This window comes from Pseudomonas mercuritolerans (assembly GCF_025706525.1).
GTDB lineage: Bacteria > Pseudomonadota > Gammaproteobacteria > Pseudomonadales > Pseudomonadaceae > Aquipseudomonas > Aquipseudomonas mercuritolerans.
Map to the genome: position 1 here is coordinate 426,861 of NZ_JAMSHA010000001.1, position 19,584 is coordinate 446,444.

Below are 19,584 nucleotides of genomic sequence, written 5' to 3' on the forward strand. Positions count from 1 at the left end.
TTCAATGAGTGTCCGGTGTATTGCTTTGCTGTTGTTGATTTTCGCTGTGGGCGCCCAGGCTGGCGCGCCACGAACCTTTTCCGAAGCCAAGAAAGCCGCGTGGAAACTCTACGCGCCGCAGTCCACCGAGTTTTACTGCGGCTGCAAGTACACCGGCAACAAAGTCGATCTGAAGGCTTGTGGTTATGTGCCGCGCAAAAACGCCAAGCGTGCGTCGAGAATCGAGTGGGAGCACATCGTGCCGGCGTGGCAGATCGGACATCAGCGACAGTGCTGGCAGCAAGGCGGACGCAAGAATTGCACACGCTACGACCCGGTGTATCAAAAGGCCGAAGCTGACTTGCATAACCTGGTACCGAGCATCGGTGAAGTCAACGGTGACCGCAGCAACTTCAGCTACGGCTGGTTGCCGGTGCAGTCCGGTCAGTACGGTTCCTGCCTGACGCAGGTCGACTTCAAGGCGAAGAAGGTCATGCCCCGCCCTTCGATTCGCGGCATGATCGCCCGCACATATTTTTATATGAGCAAACAATACGGACTGCGCCTGTCCAAACAGGATCGGCAGTTGTACGAGGCGTGGGACAAGACCTATCCGGTGCAGGACTGGGAGCGTCAGCGCAACCAAAGCGTGGCGTGCGTGATGGGGCGTGGCAACGAGTTTGTCGGCTCGGTGAATCTGAAAGCCTGCGGCTGATTGCAGCATAAATAAAAAGGCCTCGAGCGTTATGCTCGAGGCCTTTTTCATGTCTCTTCAACCTGTTTTGAAGGCGCTTCGCTTATGGCGTGAGCGGATGCTCGATCACCACCGATTCGATATTTTGTTTCTTGGCTTTTACCAGCGCTGCATCGACCTGCACCTTTCGCGCCTCGGCGTCAGCCTGGGAATTGAACGGACCGATCAGAATTCGTGTTTTACCGCTGCCGTCCTTGACGACCGTCGGAACGAAAGCATGCTCGATCAACCAGCCGCTCAGGTCACTGACTGCCTGCGGAGTTTCGCCACGCACTTCCAGATCCCACTGTGGCGCGGCGGCCGCCGGCGCTGCCGCGACCTTCGTCTCAGGCTTCGGCGCATCTACATTCCTGCCTTCACCGCAGCCTGCCAATGCCAGTGCCGCTACCAGCCAAACCAATTTGCGCACAACGCTTTCCTCGGAATTCACAAAGCAGGGATCTTAGCATTCAAAAATACTTCGCGAGCCCCGCAAAATGGGCACAAAACAACGAGAATGATGATTGCAGCCTCTGTATAGTTACGCCCTGGGAATTAATGCCGCTTCTGCGCGTCAGAAAGAGGCACCCAAACCGTGAGACTTCGCACTAATCTATAGATACCACCGACCTCTGCACTGTCTGAATCAGGTGCCCTACAAAGCAATCAAGGAGAAGACCATGCTGATACTCACCCGCAAAGTCGGTGAAAGCATAAACATTGGTGATGACATCACGATCACCATCCTCGGAGTCAGCGGCCAACAGGTCCGCATCGGCATCAACGCTCCGAAAAACGTGGCAGTGCACCGTGAAGAAATTTATCAACGCATCCAGGCCGGCCTGACCGCTCCGGACAAGCCGCAAACGCCCTGAGCCACTCTGCATTACGTAGCCAGTCCTATTGCCGTCGCGCAAGACTGGCTAAAGATTCACGCGCCGTTTAGCCATCCGCATTTCACCCCGCTGGGCACGGCGCCTGAAGCATGCTGACTCCTTTCACTTGCCCCTTCCCTCTTTTCTTGCGCCGATATTACCTTTCACTTCTGGAGCTGGCTGTCGGACGTTTCCGATAGAGCGCGGAGAATTTCGCCTTTTCTCGTACCCGCCAAACGCACGCATCGCTCCGGTGACCAGCAGCGTCAACGCCGAAAGCCCCCACAGGTTATCGGCGAGCAGAACGCGCTTGGCCGCTCCCGTACCCGACGCAAATAGGCTGGACGCTCTGCCACGCGCCAGCACTGCCCAAAAGGCCAAGGCAAACGCAAACAGGTGAATCGCCGCAAGAATCCACTGACTCAGCATCGACGCGCTCCTCTATAAAGAGTCGAAAATCGGCCAGTCATTAGTAGTCGAAAAAACGGCGCCTCGCTCGGAGGTGGTGGAGCGACGGATTGCCAAATGCCAAATCGCAGGCAAAAAAAATCCCAAGCAGCTGATGGAAGCTTGGGATTTAAAAATGCATAAACCGTGGTGGTGAACGCGAGGCAGATGTTACTTAAGTTCACAACCACCAACAAGGCTTTTTCGATAACCGGTTGGAGAAAAAAATCTGTAAGTCTTTCATTAGCCACATTTTTTTAACGAAAAATCAGAAAAACAACCGTCTGCCAGCCGATGAAAGCCGGAGTCGAATGCAATCACCCCCCCGGGGACAACAGAAAATTGTTTCAGTTTTATGCTTCAGAAAATATTTTTCCCGTAGAATATCCACCTGAACAGAAACAGATCGAAAATCAGGTCAAGGAAGAATTCGTGGGACGCATTACCGCTGCTGTATGGCCTCTACTTTCCATCTTCGCTTTCTCCGCCAGTGCAATTGCTGCACAGGACGATTACTACGCGGCCTACTCTATCGTGAGTGTTGATGGCGACATGCCGATCCGCACCGTGATAGTGAAGCGGGTCAGTCAGGATTTCGTTTCCTATCGCGGCTTTCAATTCGATTGCACCAATCAGGCGCTGAGTCAGAGCGGATTCTATAACGCCCCTGATCTGGCTCTTGGCGAATTGGCCAAGGCTACGCCTTCGTCAGGCAACTACACATTCATGACTGACCGCGCCCGCGCTAAAGCTTGTGACATCGAGAGCTCGCAAACTCTAGGTGGACTGAATCAGCCGCAGCCTCAAGGACCTTCCTGAATCTGCTCGCAAATCCACCCCGGCGTGACATGAATCAGCACAGTTTGCTCGAGTGACTGCCCGGAATGGCTGATCAGGCCCAATCTGATCAGCCATTCGCCAAAATCAACAGCCAGACGAAACCGGAGCCATCGCCATTTTCCGCGCCATGGGCTTCGCCAAGTACGCCGCCGCTATCTAAGCCCCACCCCACCCCACCGAACCGATCAAATTATCATCTCAGCCAGTCGACCTTCTGACGACGCATGAAGGGCTGTTCCATGCCGTTTGCGGCAAATGAAAAAGGAACGCACTGAGCGGAAGATGTGTTCGGTGGTCGCCTGCTTGAAGCTTGCCCAAACATCAGACAACAAAAAAGGGCTCACCTTTCGGTGAGCCCTTCTAGACCGCCCAGCAGAGCGGATTTTGTTTGGTAGGCGCGATTGGACTCGAACCAACGACCCCCACCATGTCAAGGTGGTGCTCTAACCAACTGAGCTACGTGCCTGCTGTGAGGCGGCATTCTACGGAATTCCGGAGGGGTGTCAACACCTTTTTTTCACCTAACTCTATGAATATGCAAAATATTTAATTTCGCCTCAGCGAAGAAGAGTTTCCGGTGGCTGGCGGAGGTTTTTCAACTCGGGTAGGATCGACGCACTCGTAAAATATATTAAACAGAGGCAGCAGGATGGCGAACACCCAATACCCAGAGTCTTATTACGCTGCGTCGGCCAATGCCGTGCCGCCACGTCCTGTGCTGCAGGATGATGTGGAGACGGACGTCTGTGTGATCGGCGCTGGGTATACCGGGCTGTCCTCCGCTTTGTTTCTGCTGGAGAACGGTTTTCGCGTAACCGTGCTGGAGGCGGCGAAAGTCGGTTTCGGCGCTTCGGGGCGAAACGGTGGGCAGATCGTCAATAGCTACAGCCGTGACATTGATGTCATCGAACGCACGGTCGGCCCCAAGCAAGCGCAATTGCTCGGTGAAATGGCCTTTGAAGGCGGCCGGATCATTCGCGAGCGCGTGGCCAGATACAACATCCAGTGCGACCTGAAAGACGGCGGTGTATTCGCCGCCCTTTCCGCCAGACAAATGGGGCACCTGGAATCGCAAAAGCGCCTGTGGGAACGCTTCGGCCACACCCAGCTGGAATTGATGGATCAACGCCGCATCCGTGAAGTGGTGGGTTGCGATCAATACGTCGGTGGCATGCTCGATATGAGCGGCGGCCACATCCATCCGCTGAACCTGGCGCTCGGTGAAGCGGCGGCAGTCGAGTCTCTCGGCGGCACCATCTATGAGCAATCACCTGCCGTGCGCATCGAGCGCGGCGCCAATCCGATTGTGCATACGCCGCAGGGCAAGGTCAGGGCCAGGTTCATCATCGTCGCCGGCAACGCCTACCTCGGCAATCTGGTGCCGGAACTGGCGGCCAAATCGATGCCGTGCGGTACTCAGGTGATCACCACCGAGCCGCTGGGCGATGAGCTGGCAAAGGCGCTGTTGCCGCAGGATTATTGCGTGGAGGACTGCAACTATCTCCTCGACTACTATCGCTTGACCGCCGACAAGCGTTTGATCTTCGGTGGCGGCGTGGTTTACGGCGCTCGCGATCCGGCGAACATCGAAGCTATCATCCGCCCGAAGATGCTCAAGGCCTTCCCGCAACTCAAGGATGTGAAGATCGACTACGCCTGGACCGGCAACTTCCTGTTGACCCTGTCGCGCTTGCCGCAAGTCGGTCGCCTGGGCGACAACATCTATTACTCGCAGGGTTGTAGCGGTCACGGCGTCACCTACACGCACCTGGCGGGCAAGGTCCTCGCCGAAGCGTTGCGCGGTCAGGCTGAGCGTTTTGATGCCTTTGCCGACCTGCCGCACTACCCGTTCCCCGGCGGGCAGTTGCTGCGCACACCGTTTGCCGCGCTGGGGGCCTGGTATTACGGGTTGCGGGATAAGTACGGCCTATAAACACCATTGTGGCGAGGGGATTTATCCCCGTCGGGGGTGCGCAGCGCCCCTCTCTTGAGCAGGAGGGGACTGCTGCGCAGTCCAACGGGGATAAATCCCCTCGCCACAGTAGATTCAGCAAGGCTTTGGATCAGAGCTGATCCCGAGCGATCCCGCTGCGTATCCGCAGGATATCTGCCAGCACCGCCAGCGCAATTTCCGCCGGTGTCTTGCTGCCGAGGTTGAGGCCGATCGGCACATGAATCCGCGCCAGCTCCGCCTCACTCAAGCCACCAATGCGGCGCAAACGCTCGAAGCGTTTTTGCGACGTTTGCAGCGATCCCATCACACCGATGTAAAACGCCTCGGTGCGCACCGCTTCCATCATTGCCAGATCGTCGATACGCGGATCGTGAGTCAGCGCCACCACCGCCGTGTCGCGATGGCAGCCACCGTCGGCAATGAACACCGAAGGCAACTGCCGACGGATCTCCACGCCATTGAGCACCACACCTTCAAGCACTTCATCGCGCGGATCGCAGAGAATCACTTCAAAGCCAAGCCCCACCGCGAACTCGGCACAGGCCTGCGCCACACTGGAGTAGCCAGCGAGCAACAAGCGCTGCGCCGCGCCGATACGGATGCGCACCCGATCGATCTCACGCTCGATCCGCGCGCCCTGCTCGCGATCAGCGAACAGAGCGCGAGCACCGCTGGCCAGATCGACTTCGCGAAGCAGACGACGCTGCCCCAGCAGCGCCGACTCCAGTTCACGCAGATGCGCCTGCACCGCGCAGTCGGCGTCAAGTTTCTCAACCAGCACATCAAGAATGCCGCCGCAAGGCAGACTGACCCGCGAACGCGGATCATCCCCTTCGCCGTAACGCACGACGCTTACTGCTTCGAGAAATGCACCTTCGGCGACGCGCTGAAGAAAATCCTCCTCAACGCAACCGCCCGACAGCGAACCGATCCACTGCCCGCCTTCGTTCACCGCGAGCAGCGAACCCGGCGCGCGCGGTGCCGAGCCGTAAGTGGTCAGCACCGTGCACAGCCAGATTCGCTGCCCGGCCACCGACCATTCCAGCGCCCGACGCACCACTTGCAGATCGAGATGCTGCATATCAGTGGGCCTTGTGCTCGACGCTCGGCGCGTCGGCTTGCAGCTTCTGCACTTCGCTCACCGCCAGTTCAGCGCCCTGCCCGCCCCAACCCTGACGCAGGTAGTTGAGCAGATCGGTCAATTGCTCAGGACTGAGCTTTTCAGCAAAACCCGGCATCGGCTGCATGTGTTCGAACCCGGAAAACTTCTGTTCGCCGATACCATCCTCGATCACTCGCAACAGATTGCGCGGATCTTCCAGACGCAACGTCGTGTTGCCACGCATGGCCACGGCGATGTGCGGTTTGCCTTCACCGCCAGCCGCGTGACAACCGGCGCAGACGTTCAGGTATTCCTGACGGCCGCGCTGAGCACTCGGACTGAGCTTGTCCAGCGGCACTTCGACGAGCTCTTTGGCTGGCGGCGGTTGCTCGCCAAGGAGGAACGTCGCCATTGCCGCCAGATCCGTATCGCTCAGCCCCTGAGTGCTGTTGTGAAACACCGGGAACATCTCGTTGAACATCGTCCCTTGCGCGCTCATGCCGTGCTTGAGAAACGTGCTCAGATCCTGCTGATTCCAGCCGCGCGCGGCCAGGTCGGTGGCCAGCAGGCTTGGCGCCAGATAACCGTTGAGGATGCCGCCGGTCATGCGCTTGTCCAATTGCATCGCGCCGGGCAGGCCGCGTGGCGTATGGCATTCGCCGCAGTGACCGAGAACGTCGACCATGTACTGGCCGCGCTTCCACGCCGCACTTTTGCCTTCGGCCGGCTCCAGCTTGACGTCTTTGCCGTAGAGCATGTTCCAGCCGGTCAGGCCCAGACGCACGTTGAACGGAAAGCTCAGGCTGGTCACCGGCGCGGCGCGTTCGATCGGCTCGATGGTTTTCAGATACGCGTGAATCGCATCGGAATCGGCGCGCGGCATCAGGTGATACGAGGTGTACGGCATCGCCGGATACAGATTCGCACCGTCGCGCCGCTTGCCTTCGGTCAACGCAGCGAAGAACTCATCATCGCTGTACAGACCGATGCCGTGCTCTTTGCTCGGGGTGATGTTGGTGCCGTAGATCGTGCCGAATGGCGAGACGATCGGCAGGCCGCCGGCATAGGGCGCGCCACCCGGTGCGGTGTGGCAGGCCATGCAGTCAGCGGCGCGGGCGAGGTATTCGCCGCGCTTGATCTGATCGTCGGCGTGGGCCGCCATAAGCGGCGCAGCCAGTCCGACCGCGAGGGCCAGGCGGGTCAGTAAACGCTTCATGCTCAACCCTCCTTGACCAGACCGAGATCGGTCAGCACGTTGCGCGTGGCGTTGTAATAACGCACGTAGCCGGTGCAGCGGCAGACGTGATGGCCGAGGCTGTCCTCGATCACCTGTTCCAGCTGACTTTTGACGATCGGCTGGCGCTGCAGCTTCTCGACCAACACCGTCGCGGCGTTGACGAAGCCTGGCGCGCAATAGCTGCACTGGAAGGCGAACTCGTCGACAAAGCGCTGCTGGATCGGATTGAGCTCGGTGACCTGACCCTGCTCGTCGCGAGTGGCGTGGCCTTCGATGGTGCGGACTTTCTTGCCCTCGAAGTAGTGCGCGCCGGTGATGCAGGTGCGCACTTCTTCGCTGGTACCGTCTGGGTTATCGACGATCACCACGCAGGCGTGGCAGATCCCCTGACCGCAGCCCAGCCGCGAGCCGGTGAGGTTTTTGTATTCGTGCAGGTAGTCGATCATCGGCAGGTCATCAGGGATGTCCACCGGGCCGACGGATTGACCATTGAGGGTCAGTTGAAGCGGACGGTTAGCCATTGAGGGCCTCCTTGATGCGCGCAGCGGTGATAGGCAAGTCACGAACACGTTTACCAATGGCGTGCGCCACGGCGTTACCGATGGCACCGACAATCGGGATCATCACCACTTCGGCGATGCCCTTGGACGGATCGCTCGGCGACAGCGGCGGCAGGATCTCCGCGGTCTGCTTCCACACCGCAACGTGACGCGCCATCGGCAGGCGGTAACGGTTGAAGTTCCAGTCACCCTCCCCCGGCCCGCCTTCGTACAACGGCATCTCTTCCATCAGCGCATGACCAATACCCATGGCGATGCCACCTTCAAGTTGGCCCTTGACCAACTCTTCAACCAGCACGCGACCGCACTCGATCCACGAATGGTGGTTGAGCACCTCGACTTCCGCCGAGCCTTTATTGACCTTCAACTCGACCAGCGTCGCGACCGGGCTGTAATAGGTCACGGCAGCGTTGTTCAACTGCACTACCGGGTAGTTGACGTTCTGCCGATCAAGCAAGTGGAAGCCGGCGCTGTTCATCTGCGCTTTCTTCGCTTGCGGCGCGCCATCGCCGTATTTCACCGCCAGACCGTCGAGCGGCAGGCGCTCGCGCACGCCGTCGATGCTGTACTCGGCCTCGGCCCAGCTCCAACGGTTGAAACCGTGCACCGTAGCGCCCGTCACCAGCCCGCGTTCGTGGGCGCGCTTGGCCAGCTCTTCGAAACTCAGCGGCTGCATGCCGTTGGCGGTCAGCTTGCCGTCGACCCAATGCGCATCTTCGCGGCGCACCACGTAAGGGTTGGCTTGGCCGCCGTACGGACCCTGACGCCAGATCTCCAGCGCCGCCGGCCACAAGCCGTGGTTGAACAGCACGCGTGCCGCTTCACGGGTCGCGTGGCTGAAGTAATAGGCGGAGTTGGTCGCCGAAGACGCCGACGCCAGCTTGCCGACCCAGCGCGGGTTGCGCAGCAGATTGTCCTGCTCGGCCTGACTCATGATGTAAGGGTTGCCGCTGGTGATCAGCTGCATTTCCTGCCATTCGGTTTCGCCGGTCTTCACCTCATGCGCGGGGCTGCCGAGGAAATCGGCGACGACCAGGGCTTGCGAGGTGGACATGCCGGTACCGATTTCGATGCCGATGTGGCGCAGGGTGATGCGCCCGTCAGCGGTGAATTCGATGCTGGCCATCGGCGCTTCGGAGCCGGTGCCGAAGTCTTTCTGGCAGATGGCGAAACCGACGCCGTACCAGTTATCCGGGTCTGCCGCTTCACGTTGTTGCTTGATCGCGTCGCGGTTTTTCCAGACTTCGTGCACCGAGGCCTTGTCGAGAATTTCGTGCAGGCGCAGTGCACCGGCCGGGACTGCGCCCTGGGTGTTTTTCATGCCGGAACGCAGGGCATTCCTGCGGCGCAAGTCGATAGCGTCGACACCCAGGCGATTGGCGATCTCATCGACCATCATTTCGGTGGCCGCCATGCTTTGCAGGGTGCCATAACCGCGCATCGAACCCGCCTCGACCGCGCGCGAGTGATACGCGGTGACTTGCAGGTCGTTCTGCGGCATGTAGTAGATCGACTGCGCAGCCGTGGCGCCAACCGCCGCCACCGATGGGCTGTAGTTGACCCGACCGCCGCCGTCGACGCTCATTTCTGCACGGAAAATCTTGAAGGTGTAGTCGTTCTTGTCCACGGCCAACTGGTAGCGGATGTCGAACGGGTGACGCTTGATGCCGCTCTGGAATTGCTCATAGCGGTCGTTGGCCAGACGCACCGGCACACCGGCGCCGTACAGCGCGGCCAGGGCTGCGTAGTAGACGAAAATGTTGTGGTCTTTGGAGCCATACCCGACGGTGTAGCCAGGGTGCATGTTCAGGTTGGCCAGGCCGAAACGCGACGGCCCGATCATCTTCGCGGTCTCGGTCGCGACTTCCAGCGGGCATTGCGTCGCCACGACGAAATGCAGGGTTTTGGTTTTCGGGTCGTACCAGCCGTTGCCGTTGTCCGGCTCGAGGGCGGCCGGTTCGATCGACGGCGTCTTGTAGCGCTCATCGAACACCAGCCAGTTGTCTGGCGGCGTGTCGATTTCCTGCTTCATGCGGTCGGCGTAGAACAGGCCGCGCTCGGTGAGGTTGCCATGAAGGTTCGGCGATGCATTCCACACTGGACGGCGGTTCTTCAGCATCGGAAACAGGATCGAATCCTTGAGGCTGGCGAATTCGTCTTCGTCCGCCGAAGTCGCGCCGCCGACGCGCACGTAGCGGAAGCTGCCGTAGGGGTCGCCTTCGTAGAACGGCACTTTGGCGCCGTAACGAATCGCTTTGTCATTGAATTTGAGTTGATTCTTGGCCTGACGGAAACGCTCGAAGTCGTTCCAGATCAGAATCGCTACCGGGTGCCCGATGAACATCGGCACTTTGCCTTCTGGCAGCAATGGATCAGGCGCGTGCTCTTCGGGGAAGACGATACCGTCCTTGTCCAGATCGGCAGCGGTAACGATGCGGTCCGGCTGCAGATCAGCGCCGAGCCACGACAGGTCGTAACCTGCGTAGATACGGTCGGCCTTGATGGTTTTCAGCAGCATGGCGTGGCCTTGTTGCTCAGGCCAGCCTGGCATGTCCTTGGCGCGGATGTCGCGGGCAAACACCTTGCTGCCGCAGACCTTGGACAAGGCATCGTTGCGTTGCCGCGCCTTGCCGTTATTGCCGAGCCATTTCTCCGACGGCACGGTGACGCTGTTTTCCATCAAGGCAGCCAGCGCCTGACTGCTGAGCGGCGTGAGCGTAACGCTCACACCCGCCACCAGCCCGCCCTGGAGGAACGAGCGCCGGGATATTTCACGGTTGGACATGGATCATCCTCTGGGCGGTTATAGGTCCGCCCTTGTGGTTATCTACTGGGGATCTCGAGTCTTGCAGAAGCTCTTTCTGGCGAAGCAAAGAGCTGTGTTGACAGTGCAAAGCTGACCGAAAGGTTAACTTTAAAGGTTTCTACGCCCACAGCAAACAACCAGTTACAAAAACCTGACTAAATAATCAAAAAAATCAATGCGACGTGGCACCGCAGGAGGCTTGCAGAGATTCTTGTAGGAGCTGTCGAGTGAAACGAGGCTGCGATCTTTTGATCTGGATTTTTTAAGAGCAAGATCAAAAGATCGCAGCGTGCCGCAGCTCCTACAGGAGGATTTGCGCAGGAGTTCGAGAGGGGAATAGCCAAACTTCAGACACAAAAAACCCCGGTCTTTCGACCAGGGTCTTTGCTATCGATCCGATTCAGCCAAAGGCCTATTTCGGCGCTTCAAGGCGTTCAGTGGTCCTTGAAACAGATATGGCGCAGCGGACGGGACTCGAACCCGCGACCCCCGGCGTGACAGGCCGGTATTCTAACCGACTGAACTACCGCTGCGTATCGCTTTGAGCTTGCGCTCAAGTAACTCGTTTTGATTGCCGGCTTCGGTACCTGGCAATCGCGAATCAGATGAATCTGACTCGTAAAATATGGCGCAGCGGACGGGACTCGAACCCGCGACCCCCGGCGTGACAGGCCGGTATTCTAACCGACTGAACTACCGCTGCGCGTCGGTGCAGGCACTTTCAGCCTACTCTCTTGCTTGCGCAAGCTTCTCCGGAGTGGTGGGTGATGACGGGATCGAACCGCCGACATTCTGCTTGTAAGGCAGACGCTCTCCCAGCTGAGCTAATCACCCGTTTGCATCTCCGAGGCCGCGAAATTTACGCAGGTGGCGAAGCTAAGTCAATAGCAGGATTGGAGTTTTTTTCAAAAAGGGGTTCAAGCTTCAAGCTTCAAGCTTCAAGCTTCAAGAAAAGGATGATCACCTAAAACAGGCACACCAGCGTCTTGCTTTAGCTTGAAGCTTGCAGCTTGCAGCTCGAAGCTGCCTTTCACTGCTCGTAGATCATCTTCTTGGTCATGCCGCCGTCGACGACGAATTCCTGGCCGGTGACAAACCCGGCATTCCTCGACAGCAACCACGCCACCATCGCCGCCACGTCCTCGACAGTCCCTACCCTGCCCGCCGGATGCTGAGCATGATCGGCATCGGCCAAAGGTTCGGCGCGACGCACCGAGGGATCACGGGCATCAATCCAGCCAGGACTGACTGCGTTCACGCGGATTTCCGGTCCAAGGCTGATTGCCAGCGCATGGGTCAGCGCCAACAGCCCGCCCTTGCTCGCCGCATACGCCTCGGAGTCCGCCTCCGACTGTCGCGCGCGGGTCGAGGCCAGATTGACGATCGAACCGTTGTGCGCACGCAGATACGGCGCACAGTGCTTGGCCAGTAACATCGGCCCGCTCAGATTCACCGCCAGCACCCGATTCCAATACGCCAGATCGAGGCTTTCCAGGGTGATGTTGTGCGGATCGGCCACCGCCGCGTTGCAGACCAGCGCATCAAGACGACCAAACTGCCCCAATACCTCGGCCACGCCCAGCGCGACCTGGTTTTCGTCGGCGACGTCCATGGCGATGAACCAGGCGTTCTCGCCGAGCACCTTCGCCACTTTCGAACCACGCGCCCGATCAAGATCGGTCAGCACCACTTGCCAGCCTTCGCTGATCAGCCAGGCAGCAATTCCAAGGCCGATACCGCGCGCAGCCCCGGTGACTAGCGCCACGCGGCCATGGGTGTTGGCCGCGGGTGTGGACAACTCGATCACAATGCCGCCAGACCGCGCGCCAGATCAGCTTGCAGGTCAGCCACATCTTCCAGACCGACCGCAACGCGGATCAGACTGTCACGAATGCCTGCCGCTTCACGCTCCTGTGGCGCCAGACGGCCGTGGGAGGTGGTGCTTGGATGGGTGATGGTGGTTTTGCTGTCGCCGAGGTTGGCGGTGATCGAAATCAACCGCGTGGCATCGATAAAGCGCCAGGCGCCTTCTTTGCCGCCCTTGACCTCGAAGCTGACCACCGCACCGAAGCCCTTCTGCTGGCGCTGGGCCAACTCGTGCTGCGGATGGCTCTTGAGGCCGGCATAATGGACTTTCTCGATGCCGTCCTGCTGCTCCAGCCATTCGGCCAGCGCCTGAGCGTTGGCGCAATGCGCTTTCATGCGCAGGTTGAGGGTCTCGAGGCCTTTGAGGAAGATCCACGCATTGAACGGGCTGAGGGTCGGCCCGGCGGTCCGCAGGAAACCCACCACTTCTTTCATCTGTTCACCGCGACCGGCGACAACGCCGCCCATGCAGCGGCCCTGGCCGTCGATGAACTTGGTCGCCGAGTGCACGACAACGTCCGCGCCGAGCTTCAGCGGCTGCTGCAACGCCGGGGTGCAGAAGCAGTTGTCGACCACCAGTTGCGCGCCCTTGGCATGAGCGATTTCTGCCAGTGCGGCGATATCCACCAGTTCGGCCAACGGATTGGACGGGGATTCGACAAAAAGCAGTTTGGTGTTGGATTTGATTGCCGCATCCCAGGCCGACAGATCGGCCAGCGGGACGTAATCGACTTCGACGCCGAAGCGCTTGAAATACTTCTCGAACAGGCTGATGGTCGAGCCGAACACGCTGCGCGATACCAGTACATGATCGCCAGCACTGCACAGGCTCATCACCACCGCCATGATCGCGGCCATGCCGGTGGCCGTGGCGACGGCCTGCTGGGCGCCTTCCAGCGCGGCGATGCGCTCTTCAAACGCACGCACGGTCGGGTTGGTATAACGCGAATAGACGTTGCCCGGCACTTCGCCGGCAAAGCGCGCCGCAGCATCGGCAGCGGTGCGGAACACGTAACTGGAGGTGAAGAACATCGGATCACCGTGTTCGCCTTCCGGCGTGCGGTGCTGACCGGCACGGACGGCCAGGGTATCGAACGCTACGCCTTCGAGGTCGCTGTCCAGCCGACCGGCATCCCATTCCTGACTCATGCTGTCTCTCCTTTGTTCACGAACAATAAATATCAGATACAAAACCGGCCCCTCAGGGCCGGTGGAAACTCAGTTGTTGTACAGATCGATGATCGCACTGACTGCCTGGGTCTTGACCTTCGAGGCATCGTTGCGCGCCTGTTCGATCTTGTTCAGGTAAGCCTCGTCGACGTCACCAGTCACGTACTTGCCGTCGAACACCGCGCAATCGAAGTGCTCGATCTTGATCTTGCCGCCACCGACCGCTTCGATCAAGTCAGGCAGGTCCTGATAGATCAGCCAGTCAGCGCCGATCAGGTCGGCCACGTCCTGGGTCGAACGGTTGTGCGCGATCAGTTCGTGAGCGCTCGGCATGTCGATACCGTAGACGTTGGGGAAGCGCACCGCAGGTGCCGCCGAGCAGAAGTAGACGTTTTTCGCGCCGGCTTCGCGGGCCATCTGGATGATCTGCTTGCAAGTGGTGCCGCGCACGATCGAGTCATCGACCAGCATCACGTTCTTGCCGCGGAATTCCAGCTCGATGGCGTTGAGCTTCTGGCGTACCGACTTCTTGCGCGCAGCCTGGCCCGGCATGATGAAGGTGCGACCGATGTAGCGGTTCTTGACGAAGCCTTCGCGGAATTTCACACCCAGGTGATTGGCCAGCTCCAGCGCGGCAGTACGGCTGGTGTCCGGAATAGGGATGACCACGTCGATGTCGTGCTCAGGGCGCTCGCGCAGGATCTTTTCGGCAAGCTTCTCGCCCATGCGCAGACGTGCCTTGTACACCGACACGCCGTCGATGATCGAGTCCGGACGCGCCAGGTAGACGTGTTCGAAAATGCACGGGGTCAGCGACGGGTTGGTTGCGCACTGACGGGTGTGCAGCTTGCCATCTTCGGTGATGTACACCGCTTCGCCTGGCGCGAGATCGCGGATCAGCGTGAAACCGAGCACGTCCAGGGAAACGCTTTCCGAGGCAATCATGTACTCGACGCCTTCGTCGGTGTGACGCTGGCCGAATACGATCGGACGGATGCCGTGCGGATCGCGGAAACCAACGATGCCGTAACCGGTGACCATCGCCACAACGGCGTAGCCACCAACACAACGGTTATGCACGTCGGTCACGGCGGCGAACACGTCTTCTTCGGTCGGCTGCAGCTTGCCGCGCTGGGCCAGCTCGTGGGCGAACACGTTGAGCAGCACTTCCGAGTCGGAACTGGTGTTGACGTGACGCAGATCGGATTCGTAGATCTCTTTGGCCAACTGTTCAACGTTGGTCAGGTTACCGTTGTGCGCCAAGGTGATGCCGTACGGCGAGTTGACGTAGAACGGCTGGGCTTCGGCCGACGTCGAGCTGCCGGCAGTCGGGTAACGGACGTGGCCGATACCCATGTGGCCGACCAGACGCTGCATGTGACGCTGCTGGAACACATCACGCACCAGGCCGTTATCCTTGCGCAGGAACAACCGGCCATCATGGCTGGTCACGATACCGGCAGCGTCCTGGCCGCGGTGCTGGAGCACGGTTAGCGCGTCATACAGCGCCTGATTGACGTTCGACTTACCGACGATACCGACGATGCCACACATGCGACGCAACCCCTACTTAATGGATCTGAACTGAACAGCACTCACTGAGGCGTTTTCGCCGTCGGCAAGAGCTGCTCCTTGAACGGAATCTCAGCGGGTACGCTGATTCCGCTGGCAAGCCACTGACTGCTCCACCCGAGTATCAGGTTTTTGGACCAGTCGGCGACCAATAGAAACTTGGGCACGAGCTGTGATTCTTTCCACCACCCGTCCTGCTGTACCGGCCCCAGGCTCAACAGCCCGACCGCCACGACCACCAGCAACACGCCACGCGCTGCGCCGAAGGCCATGCCGAGGAATCGATCGGTCCCGGACAACCCGGTGACGCGAACCAACTCGCCGATAAGATAATTGATCATTGCGCCCACGATCAGTGTGGCGACAAACATGATGGCACAGCCCGCGATCACGCGAGCCGATGGGGTTTCGATGTATCCGGCGAGGTACTCGGACAGTGAGCCACCAAACATCCAGGCAACCGCTCCTGCGATGATCCAGGTCAGCAGCGATAACGCTTCCTTTACGAAGCCGCGGCTCAGACTGATCAATGCGGAGATGGCGATGATTGCAACGATCGCCCAGTCAACCCAGGTAAATGGCACAGTGCAGCCTACAGACGGATAAGGCGGCGCATTTTAGCAGAGCGCATGGCTGTCGGTAAGCTGCGATTGTCAGTGCTTTTCAATCGAGGTGATAGATTTCAGCCACGTTCAGGCTGAAAACGGACAACGAAGCCCTTGAGGTTCTGTTGACGGCTCAGCAGATCACGCAGACGATCGGCCTCGGCACGCTCGATCAGCGGACCGACGAACACCCGGTTCTTGCCATCGGCCGAACGAATGTAGGCGTTATAACCCTGGCTGCGCAGGTTCTTCTGCAGGCTTTCGGCGCTGGCGCGGCTCGACAGACTGGCCAGTTGCACCGACCAGCTCACCGACAGACCGTTGGCATCGACGCGGCTCTGCGTGGTGTCAGGCTTGCTGGTTGCCGAGGTGATTGGCTGAGCCGGCGCCGGAATCGGCTTGGCCACCGGTGGCGGCGTTGCCGGGCGGGCAATCTGCGCCGGGATGGTCGGTGCCGGGGCGGCCGGAGCAGCAGCCGGAGCAGCAGGCACCGCTTCTTCAGCGACCTCTGCGTCCGTTGGCACAGGCTCTTGCGGCAAAGCCTGGGGCTCAGGCACGGCGACCGGGTCCATTTGCACTTGCGGCATGGCCGAAGGCTGAGGAGCAGCCGGGGCCTCGACGGTCACCTGACGCTGCTCGTCCTGACGGGAAAACAGCATCGGCAGGAAGATCACCGCCAGCGCCACCAGTACCAGCGCGCCAACCATGCGCTGCTTGTACGCTTTATCCAGCAAAGCCATTTGCCGCTTCCTCCGTGGAGCGCCGGGCCAGCCATTCAAGGGCCTCGGCGACACAATAAAATGATCCGAACAAGAGAATCTCGTCGTCGCTGGTACCTACAGCACACTGCCCTTCCAGAGCCGCCGCAACGCTGGCATAGGACGTAACCGAAGCACCAAGGTTCTGCAGCGCTGCCTCAAGCTCAGTTACGGGACGCGCACGCGGCGAATCCAGCGGCGCGACAGCCCAATGCGCGACACTAGCATTCAATTCGCCAACAACACCATCGAGATCCTTGTCCGCCAGCAACCCGAACACCGCCAGACGCTTGCCAACCGGCGGCCGCGCAGCCAGACGTCGCGCGAGATATTCAGCGGCATGCGGATTGTGACCAACATCCAGCAACAGGTTCAGGCGCTTGCCGTTCCATTCGAACGAACGACGATCGAGGCGCCCGACCACGCGCGTCGCCTGCAACGCAGGTACGATCTGTTCGGCATTCCACGGCAAACCGGTCAGCAGATAGGCTTGCAGCGCCAGCGCGGCGTTTTCCATCGGCAGATCGAGCAGCGGCAGGTCGCGCAATTCGACCGATTGGCCTTGGACATCGGTGCCGCGCCATTGCCAGTGTTGGTCAGTGATGCCGAGATCGAAATCGCGTCCACGCAGGAAGAACGGGCAAGCCAGTTCACGCGCCTTGTCGAGCAGTGGTTGCGGAGGGTTCAGATCGCCACACAAGGCCGGTTTGCCCTGACGGAAAATTCCAGCCTTCTCGTAGGCTACGGATTCGCGGGTATCGCCCAGATAATCGGCGTGATCGACGCCAATGCTGGTGACCAGCGCGATGTCGGCATCGACCACATTGACCGTGTCCAGACGCCCGCCCAGACCCACTTCAAGCACTACAGCGTCAAGTGCAGACTGCTGAAACAGCCAGAACGCCGCCAGGGTGCCCATTTCGAAGTAAGTCAGGGAAGTCTCGCCGCGGCCCGCCTCGACCGCAGCAAAGGCTTCGCACAGCTGGGCGTCAGTGGCTTCGACGCCATTGAGTTGCACCCGCTCGTTGTAACGCAGCAGGTGCGGAGAATTGTAGACACCAACGCTCAGGCCCTGCGCACGCAGCAAAGAAGCCACGAACGCGCAGGTCGAACCCTTGCCGTTGGTGCCGGTGACCGTGATCACCCGAGGCGCCGGCTGGCCCAGCCCCATGCGGGACGCTACCTGTTGCGAACGCTCCAGGCCCATGTCGATGGCCGACGGATGCAACTGCTCGAGGTAGGCGAGCCATTCACCAAGGGTGCGCTGGGTCATACGTTGGCAGGCACCGGCGGCACCACGATCGGCTCGATCGGCGCGGCGACGAACTTCGGCGTCGGCTTGCCGGTCATCTGTGCCAGCAGGTTACCCAGACGCGGACGCAGTTCCTGACGGTGAATGATCATGTCGATTGCACCGTGCTCCAGCAGGAATTCGCTGCGCTGGAAGCCTTCCGGCAGTTTTTCGCGCACGGTCTGCTCGATTACCCGCGGACCGGCGAAGCCGATCAGGGCTTTCGGTTCGCCAACGATGACGTCACCGAGCATCGCCAGACTGGCGGAAACACCGCCGTAGACCGGGTCGGTCAGTACGGAAATGAACGGAATGCCTTCTTCACGCAGGCGCGCCAGCACGGCCGAGGTCTTGGCCATCTGCATCAGCGAGATCAGCGCTTCCTGCATGCGCGCGCCACCGGAAGCGGCGAAGCAGATCATCGGGCAGCGGTTTTCCAGTGCGTAGTTGGCAGCGCGCACGAAGCGCTCACCGACGATGGCGCCCATGGAACCGCCCATGAAATTAAATTCGAATGCCGAAACCACCACCGGCATGCCCAGCAAGGTGCCGCTGACCGAGATCAGCGCGTCTTTTTCGCCGGTCTGCTTCTGCGCAGCGACCAGGCGATCCTTGTACTTCTTGCCGTCGCGGAATTTCAGACGGTCAACCGGCTCCAGATCGGCGCCCAGTTCGTTGCGACCTTCCGGGTCGAGGAAAATGTCGATGCGCGCACGTGCTCCGATGCGCATGTGGTGGTTGCACTTGGGGCAAACGTCCAGGGTCTTTTCCAGCTCCGGACGGTACAACACCGCCTCGCAGGATGGGCATTTGTGCCACAGACCTTCAGGCACCGAGCTCTTCTTGACCTCCGAGCGCATGATCGAAGGGATCAGTTTGTCTACTAACCAGTTGCTCATGCTTTCTTTCTCCAGTACCGGCGGCCCGAACGCTCTGGTTCGCAGCCCCGCGTATGCCCTTGAGCTAAATTCATGTGTGTGGCGATGGTTGCCGAACAGTCGCGGTCAGCGCGAAACATGACCTGCGTACGATTCAGCAACCCTCAGCCGCGCCTGCTTTGTGCAAGTGCATTGATGGACGGCGGCAGACTGCCAGCCGTCACATCGACGATGTATTGCCGCGCACCGCGTTGATGAATGCGCGAATCTTGTGGTGATCCTTGATGCCTTTGCTCGCTTCTACCCCGCCGCTGACATCCACCGCGTAGGGCTTGACCCGTGCTACCGCGTCGGCAACGTTCTCCGGCGTCAGGCCGCCGGCCAGAATCAGCGGTTTGCTCAGGTGTTTCGGAATCAGTGACCAGTCAAACGCCTCGCCGGTTCCGCCGGGCACCCCTTCGACATAAGTGTCGAGCAGTACGCCACTGGCGCCGGGAAAGGCATCGCAGGCAGCGGCAATATCATCGCCAGCCTTGACCCGCAGTGCCTTGATGTACGGACGATGCCAGCCTTCGCACTCCTCCGCCCTTTCGTCGCCATGAAATTGCAGCAGATCCAGCGGCACCGCATCGAGGATTTCTCCCAGCTCGCAACGACTGGCATTGACGAACAGCCCCACGGTGGTGACAAACGGCGGCAGCGCCTTGATGATCGCCCTTGCCTGCTGCACATTCACTGCACGCGGGCTCTTGGCGTAAAACACCAGACCAATCGCATCGGCGCCGGCTTCGACGGCGACCAGTGCATCTTCAATGCGGGTAATGCCGCAGATCTTGCTGCGAACAGCTGACATGTCAGGAAAACCTCAAGGCAAAATCCGAAAACGTCCCGGATGGTAACAAAAGCGTCCA

17 protein-coding genes, 4 tRNA genes and 1 pseudogene are annotated in these 19,584 nt (G+C 59.8%); 4 read left to right on the top strand and 18 right to left on the bottom strand.

The genetic code is table 11. The annotated features are described in order from the left end of the window. Positions 1-4 precede the first annotated feature (4 nt). Positions 5-694, top strand: coding sequence for an endonuclease (locus ND528_RS02035; RefSeq protein ID WP_137215737.1), 690 nt, complete (start codon positions 5-7; stop codon positions 692-694). A gap of 82 nt (positions 695-776) precedes the next feature. Here ND528_RS02035 and ND528_RS02040 read toward each other — a convergent pair whose 3' ends face one another. After that, positions 777-1,142: an SPOR domain-containing protein gene (locus ND528_RS02040; RefSeq protein WP_137215738.1), complete on the bottom strand. Its 366-nt coding sequence runs from the start codon at positions 1,140-1,142 to the stop codon at positions 777-779. 250 nt (positions 1,143-1,392) lie between these two features. Here ND528_RS02040 and csrA point away from each other — a divergent pair, with 250 nt between their 5' ends. Further along, the gene (csrA, locus tag ND528_RS02045; protein WP_003179932.1) at positions 1,393-1,587 is read left to right on the top strand and encodes a carbon storage regulator CsrA; all 195 of its coding nucleotides are present in this window, start codon (positions 1,393-1,395) and stop codon (positions 1,585-1,587) included. 219 nt (positions 1,588-1,806) lie between these two features. Here csrA and ND528_RS02050 read toward each other — a convergent pair. Then, a pseudogene (locus tag ND528_RS02050) lies at positions 1,807-2,016 on the bottom strand (DUF2214 family protein); the annotation flags it as partial. A 360-nt stretch (positions 2,017-2,376) separates the two neighbouring features. Between ND528_RS02050 and ND528_RS02055 the strand changes: the two are divergent. Then, positions 2,377-2,853: a hypothetical protein gene (locus tag ND528_RS02055; RefSeq protein ID WP_137215740.1), complete on the top strand. Its 477-nt coding sequence runs from the start codon at positions 2,377-2,379 to the stop codon at positions 2,851-2,853. A gap of 410 nt (positions 2,854-3,263) precedes the next feature. Here ND528_RS02055 and ND528_RS02060 read toward each other — a convergent pair. After that, positions 3,264-3,340: transfer RNA gene (locus tag ND528_RS02060), tRNA-Val, on the bottom strand. Positions 3,341-3,523: 183 nt separating this feature from the next. On the opposite strand from ND528_RS02060, the gene ND528_RS02065 reads away from it, so the two are divergent. Further along, positions 3,524-4,807, top strand: a complete 1,284-nt coding sequence (locus ND528_RS02065; protein WP_263469557.1) for an NAD(P)/FAD-dependent oxidoreductase — start codon at positions 3,524-3,526, stop codon at positions 4,805-4,807. A 130-nt stretch (positions 4,808-4,937) separates the two neighbouring features. Here ND528_RS02065 and ND528_RS02070 read toward each other — a convergent pair whose 3' ends face one another. The 15 genes from ND528_RS02070 to ND528_RS02140 all read right to left on the bottom strand — a co-directional run bounded on the left by ND528_RS02070 (position 4,938) and on the right by ND528_RS02140 (position 19,526). Next, positions 4,938-5,909 carry an XdhC family protein gene (locus tag ND528_RS02070; RefSeq protein ID WP_263469558.1) on the bottom strand — a complete coding sequence of 324 codons (972 nt, stop codon included), beginning with the start codon at positions 5,907-5,909 and terminating at the stop codon, positions 4,938-4,940. A gap of 1 nt (position 5,910) precedes the next feature. Next, the gene (locus ND528_RS02075; RefSeq protein WP_263469559.1) at positions 5,911-7,146 is read right to left on the bottom strand and encodes a cytochrome c; all 1,236 of its coding nucleotides are present in this window, start codon (positions 7,144-7,146) and stop codon (positions 5,911-5,913) included. Between the two features lie 2 nt (positions 7,147-7,148). Continuing rightward, positions 7,149-7,688, bottom strand: coding sequence for a (2Fe-2S)-binding protein (locus ND528_RS02080; protein WP_016773947.1), 540 nt, complete (start codon positions 7,686-7,688; stop codon positions 7,149-7,151). Then, positions 7,681-10,512, bottom strand: a complete 2,832-nt coding sequence (locus ND528_RS02085; protein ID WP_263469560.1) for a xanthine dehydrogenase family protein molybdopterin-binding subunit — start codon at positions 10,510-10,512, stop codon at positions 7,681-7,683. The genes ND528_RS02080 and ND528_RS02085 overlap by 8 nt, the downstream gene beginning before the upstream one ends. A gap of 477 nt (positions 10,513-10,989) precedes the next feature. After that, positions 10,990-11,066: transfer RNA gene (locus ND528_RS02090), tRNA-Asp, on the bottom strand. Between the two features lie 93 nt (positions 11,067-11,159). Continuing rightward, positions 11,160-11,236, bottom strand: a tRNA-Asp gene (locus ND528_RS02095). A gap of 55 nt (positions 11,237-11,291) precedes the next feature. After that, positions 11,292-11,367 (bottom strand) — tRNA-Val (locus tag ND528_RS02100). Between the two features lie 196 nt (positions 11,368-11,563). Beyond that, on the bottom strand, positions 11,564-12,340 hold the full coding sequence (locus ND528_RS02105) for an SDR family oxidoreductase (protein WP_263469561.1): 777 nt from the start codon (positions 12,338-12,340) through the stop codon (positions 11,564-11,566). After that, the gene (locus ND528_RS02110) at positions 12,337-13,548 is read right to left on the bottom strand and encodes an O-succinylhomoserine sulfhydrylase (RefSeq protein ID WP_263469562.1); all 1,212 of its coding nucleotides are present in this window, start codon (positions 13,546-13,548) and stop codon (positions 12,337-12,339) included. The genes ND528_RS02105 and ND528_RS02110 overlap by 4 nt, the downstream gene beginning before the upstream one ends. Before the next feature lie 69 nt (positions 13,549-13,617). After that, positions 13,618-15,123: an amidophosphoribosyltransferase gene (gene purF / locus ND528_RS02115; RefSeq protein ID WP_016773943.1), complete on the bottom strand. Its 1,506-nt coding sequence runs from the start codon at positions 15,121-15,123 to the stop codon at positions 13,618-13,620. Between the two features lie 41 nt (positions 15,124-15,164). Continuing rightward, positions 15,165-15,725 carry a CvpA family protein gene (locus ND528_RS02120; protein ID WP_016773942.1) on the bottom strand — a complete coding sequence of 187 codons (561 nt, stop codon included), beginning with the start codon at positions 15,723-15,725 and terminating at the stop codon, positions 15,165-15,167. A gap of 98 nt (positions 15,726-15,823) precedes the next feature. After that, complete coding sequence (locus ND528_RS02125) at positions 15,824-16,486, bottom strand: SPOR domain-containing protein (RefSeq protein WP_263469563.1); 663 nt, start codon at positions 16,484-16,486, stop codon at positions 15,824-15,826. After that, positions 16,470-17,777, bottom strand: a complete 1,308-nt coding sequence (gene folC / locus ND528_RS02130) for a bifunctional tetrahydrofolate synthase/dihydrofolate synthase (RefSeq protein ID WP_137215745.1) — start codon at positions 17,775-17,777, stop codon at positions 16,470-16,472. The genes ND528_RS02125 and folC overlap by 17 nt, the downstream gene beginning before the upstream one ends. Continuing rightward, the gene (accD, locus tag ND528_RS02135) at positions 17,774-18,694 is read right to left on the bottom strand and encodes an acetyl-CoA carboxylase, carboxyltransferase subunit beta (RefSeq protein WP_016773939.1); all 921 of its coding nucleotides are present in this window, start codon (positions 18,692-18,694) and stop codon (positions 17,774-17,776) included. The genes folC and accD overlap by 4 nt, the downstream gene beginning before the upstream one ends. A gap of 199 nt (positions 18,695-18,893) precedes the next feature. Continuing rightward, positions 18,894-19,526, bottom strand: a complete 633-nt coding sequence (locus ND528_RS02140; protein ID WP_263469564.1) for a phosphoribosylanthranilate isomerase — start codon at positions 19,524-19,526, stop codon at positions 18,894-18,896. Between the last annotated feature and the right edge of the window lie 58 nt (positions 19,527-19,584).